This is a genomic window from Thiomicrospira sp., from assembly GCF_036568485.1.
Classification (GTDB): domain Bacteria; phylum Pseudomonadota; class Gammaproteobacteria; order Thiomicrospirales; family Thiomicrospiraceae; genus Thiomicrospira.
On sequence record NZ_DATCSL010000053.1, the window covers coordinates 1 to 3,989 of the forward strand.

4 protein-coding genes are annotated in these 3,989 nt (G+C 43.8%); 3 read left to right on the forward strand and 1 reads right to left on the reverse strand.

What is annotated here, in order from left to right; genetic code table 11:
• The first annotated feature begins 35 nt into the window (after positions 1-35).
• The 3 genes from VIM91_RS05550 to VIM91_RS05560 all read left to right on the forward strand — a co-directional run bounded on the left by VIM91_RS05550 (position 36) and on the right by VIM91_RS05560 (position 2,912).
• Complete coding sequence (locus VIM91_RS05550; RefSeq protein WP_331863823.1) at positions 36-1,106, forward strand: porin; 1,071 nt, start codon at positions 36-38, stop codon at positions 1,104-1,106.
• 180 nt (positions 1,107-1,286) lie between these two features.
• On the forward strand, positions 1,287-2,306 hold the full coding sequence (locus VIM91_RS05555; protein WP_331863824.1) for a porin: 1,020 nt from the start codon (positions 1,287-1,289) through the stop codon (positions 2,304-2,306).
• A gap of 375 nt (positions 2,307-2,681) precedes the next feature.
• Positions 2,682-2,912 (forward strand): hypothetical protein, encoded by a 231-nt coding sequence (locus VIM91_RS05560; protein WP_331863825.1) that lies wholly within the window; start codon positions 2,682-2,684, stop codon positions 2,910-2,912.
• Positions 2,913-3,071: 159 nt separating this feature from the next.
• On the opposite strand, the gene VIM91_RS05565 is transcribed toward VIM91_RS05560, so the two are convergent.
• Positions 3,072-3,989: DnaJ C-terminal domain-containing protein (locus VIM91_RS05565; protein WP_331863826.1), on the reverse strand; the 918-nt coding region annotated here is incomplete at its 5' end.

The following is a 3,989-nucleotide window of genomic DNA, read 5'->3' on the forward strand; positions in this document are numbered from 1 at the left end:
AACAAAACTCAATACTAACTAATTAGGAAGACAGCATGAAAAAGAATATTCTAGCTATCGCAATCGCTTCAGCCGTAGCCGCGCCAGTAGCCATGGCAAACGGTCCAACAGTTTATGGTCAAATGCAGGTAGAAATCGCCAATGTAGACAATGGTGGATACGGTGACAACAACTTTAAAGGCCAGCGTCAAGCAGTTACAGCTGACGAATCAGCTCTTAAAATGGCGGATAACAAACGTGGTCGTTTAGGTATCAAAGGTTCTGAAGACTTAGGAAATGGTCTACAGGCTATTTATCAGTTCGAATGGCAAATTGACACCCCTAACGGCAACATCGCTGATGGAGCACGTATTGGTATGGTTGGTTTAAAAGGTGGTTTTGGTACATTTGAAGCCGGTCGTCTTAAAGTACCTTACAAATACACTGGTGGTGTTAAGTATGATCCATTTGCATGTACTTACTTAGAAGCACGTAATAGTGGTGGTATGTCAGGTGGCGCGTTTGGCCACAATAGCTTCTGGGACAACTCTGTTGCTTACAAAAACGACTTCGGCAAAGTAAACGTTTGGGTAGCTTATGGCGTAGATGGCGGTAACGGTGATACTGACACAGGTAACAGTGGTGACCTTTCAGCCTCAGTAACCTATAAAGATGGTAACTATGAAGCATTCGTTTCGACTGCCATGGATGTGGATACAAGTGGTGAAGGTACTGGCACAACACCTGCAGCTGCTAAAGCTGACAACGATCTAAAATACACAGCTAATAAAGTAGGTGGTCAATACAAAATGGGCAACCATACTTTCTCTGCTCAGTATGAAATGATTACAAATGAAGGCACTACTGCGAGCCCAAGACCTAATGATGACGCCTCAACTGTAGCTTTCTTAGGCTATCAGTTAAAAATGGGCGCAACTACTTTAGTTGCTCAGTTGGGTCAGACAGATGATGATGCTGATGCTAGAGATACAGACTATATGGCTGTAGGTGCGATCCACAAACTATCTAAGAAAACACGTGTTTTCGGTGGTTACCGCAACTCTGATCAAGCTGATGGGAAAGGTGATTACACCGCTATCACAGCTGGTTTAAGAATCGACTTCTAATAAATTTAGATAGTTAATCTTATAAAAAAGGGGCTTTTAGCCCCTTTTTTGTTTCTTCACACAAAGTAGCATTTAAATACAAACCCCCTCCTTCCCTCTGTATAATTTCGATTATTAAATCTATTTCAGCCTATTTTCAAGTACAAGCTAAATAATAGTTAAACCATGGGATTCACTAAGATGAAAAAGAATGTTATTGCGTTAACCCTGCTTTCGAGCATCAGCTCAACCAGTGTATTGGCGGCCATGCCCGAATTGTATGGCGAGTTCAACGCCGCCATCGAAAGCGTCGACAACAGCGACACCTCCAATATGGATATCGTAAATCGCTATTCGCACTTCGGCATTAAAGGATCGGAAGATTTAGGTGATGCATTACGTGCGATCTACCAACTCGAGGTCGAGTTCAACCTAGCCAACCCCACCGATGACTCGGATTTAATTGGCGAAGCTAGAAACACCTTTTTTGGCTTAGCCGGTGGCTTCGGTAGCGTTATTTTAGGTCGCATGGACACACCGTTACGCATGATTGCGCCTACCGACGGATTTGAAAAATCCGCTTATGCCGGTAACTACTCAGAAACCTTTAATGGCGGTTTAGCCGGTGAAGATCGTTTTGATGAAACCTTTGCTTATTATTCACCCCGTTTTTACGGCGTGTCATTTGCGTTGGCCTTGTCCGGACAAGAAAACTTAGCCGCCGCCGAATCCACCACCACAAGAAAAGAACAATCCTTATCTAACGCGAGCTCGTTTTCCTTGTCCTATGGTTCTAAGCGATCAGGCTTTTATGCCGCCGCCGCTTATACCGCGACTGGTAAAACTTCAGAACAAACGACTCCTCCTTTCGACCCAAATGAAAAACGTGGGGATGTCAGCCGAGCGGTGCTTCAATACAATCAAGTTGGTTTGACAACCTCGCTTCTTTACAACGCACAAGCAGATGTAGGTCAATCTGTCACATTTGGCATTGCCTATCGCATGGGTCAAATGACACCACGCGCTAAGGCCGCAATAGTAAACTACGATGAAGTGGGCACCAACACTCAGGAGGACAGCGTAACCAACTACGCGCTTGGACTGGATTTCTCACTTGGCAAGAAAACACGCACCTATATTGAATACGCCTCGCTCGCAGAAGGCAACGACGACCAAAAACAAACTGAAGTCGTCTCTTTTGGTATAGAACACAAGTTCTAATCAAGGCCTGTTTTGACAAATTTATATAATTCCAAACCCGCTTCGGCGGGTTTTTTATGCCCAACTGAAAGCACGAGGTCTGAGACAAAAAACACCCTGTCATAATGAATGAAGCCCAGACTCTCCTACCGATTTATTAGAAAGTTACCGGATAAAACCTCATATTAAGATCAACCACCAGGCCTGGTCATTCACCCTGTATTTCTATGCTGTACAAAGGAACTGAGTTCGGTAAAACTAAGGTTAGCGTCCCCCTTTATACTTTTCTAAACAAAGCCCGGCTTCAAACGTGGGGAGTTGTTTTGTGCTATGATGCAAAAAATTAAATTATTAATGTAGGTGAACGACGAATGAGTAAAATGGATCGTTTAGTTTATGAGTTTAATTATTGAAAAAACATTTCAAGATCGTTACTTTGCTGCTTTACTGGCTCTATTAACTGGTGGCGCTATTTTGATTTATGCCGTGTTGTCGGGTGAAAAGCCGATACTTGTTTTATGGTTGTTATTGATAATTGGTGTACTTATTATTGGTTTGATATTAAAGTTAAAAAAACTCGATATTGAAGCTAAAACAATTATTAAAGAAATGGAGGAATTGCCATGATGGAAGCGGTTGCAATTTTGGTCAGCATTGTAATTTTAATAGCTTTTTTTTGGCTCATCCAGCCGTGGAAAAATGAATTTAACCACGACAAAACGTAACGTCCCACACAAGCAACCACCACCCGGCTTGGTGGTTGCTTGAGATGAAGAGCCTTATAACTTAAAAATGCGTTCTTGGGTTAAACGGCATTTTTTCGGCCATTTGTTGATAGAAAGCTTTAGCTTCTTCGGTTTGCGCCGCTGGGGTGTGAATTTGCACCACCACGTATTGATCGCCTGGTGTTTTGCCTAAACCACGCCCTTTAATACGCAACTTGCTACCCGACTGAGTGCCGGCCGGAATCGACAAGTTCACCTTGCCTTTTAGCGTCGGCACCGTCACTTTTGTACCCAAAGCCGCTTCCCAAGGAGTGAGGGGTAAATCCAGTAGCACATCATCTTCTTTGACTTTATAAAGCGGGTGCGATTGCAAATCAATTTCCAAATACAAGTCACCGTTCGGCCCACCACCAAATCCAGCCGCGCCCTGTCCAGACAAACGAATGCGTTGACCTTGTTTGATACCCGCCGGAATTTTAACTTTGATTTGTTTCTGACGTGTCACCACTTGGCCTCGCGCATCCGCTTGTGGCACTTGTAAGTTTAAGGTGCGTTCATTTCCGTTTACCGCATCCTCTAGACTCACTAAAATTTTAACCACTTGGTCATCGCCTTTTTGCTGGTAACGCTGCCCACCAAATCCGCCGCCAAAGCCACCACCGCCAAAACCGCCTTGTCCTCGGAATAGAGATTCAAAAAAGTCGCTAAAACCACCCGTTTGACCTCCACCAAACATACCTTCAAACCCGGGTGGCGGTTCAAAATGTTGACCGTTTTGGTAGTTCGAACCAAATTGATCATACATCGCACGTTTTTCTTTATCGCCTAACACCTCATAAGCTTCGCTTAGGTCTTTAAACTTGGCTTCGTCACCAGTAGGCTTATCCGGGTGATATTTACCGGCCAATTTGCGATAGGCTTTTTTAATATCCGCTTCGCTTGCGCCGCGTTCTACGCCTAAAATTTGATAATAATCTTT